1 protein-coding gene is annotated in these 509 nt (G+C 72.5%); it reads left to right on the top strand.

Annotated elements, in window-relative coordinates; translation table 11 throughout:
* Positions 1 to 208 precede the first annotated feature (208 nt).
* The coding region (locus L6Q67_RS24520; RefSeq protein WP_296576442.1) for a hypothetical protein at positions 209 to 509 on the top strand (301 nt) is incomplete at its 3' end.

The raw sequence follows: 509 nt of genomic DNA on the forward strand, positions 1-509 counted from the left end.
GGAGCGCGGCACGCAGGAGGTCGGCAAGCTGGGTCTTGGAATCGGCGCTCATGGCAAAAAACTGCGACTAAAAGTCCCGGATTATATCGAAGCGGGGGGCATCCCGGCGGCCGCGCTCACGCCGGGCGCCAACAAAGTGCGGCGGAGGTGACGAAGCCCCGCCGGATGGCGTATGTTTGAGGGATCACGCAGCCCAGCGAGTCACGCCGTGAATCTTCGCCGCCGTACCCATTGCCGCCTCCGGTCCTCCCTCCGCCGTGGCGCGGCCACCGTGCTGGCGGCCGCGGCCGTGCTGGCCTGGCGCGGCCGCGGCCGCGATGGCGCGGCGTTCGCCGCCGCGGCGGGCTACGGCGCGTTCGCCCTCACCGACTGGCAGCTCGACGTGCCCGGGTTCGCATTCGCCGCCGCCACCCTCGCCGCCCTGCTCGCGCCCCCGGGGGGCAGTCAGCCGATCGCGGAGGAAAGTAGCCACGCTGGAGCGCCGCGACAACGTGGTCACACGGCGGGCG

Source organism: Zoogloea sp., from assembly GCF_023150065.1.
In the GTDB taxonomy this organism is placed as follows: Bacteria; Pseudomonadota; Gammaproteobacteria; order Burkholderiales; family Rhodocyclaceae; genus Zoogloea.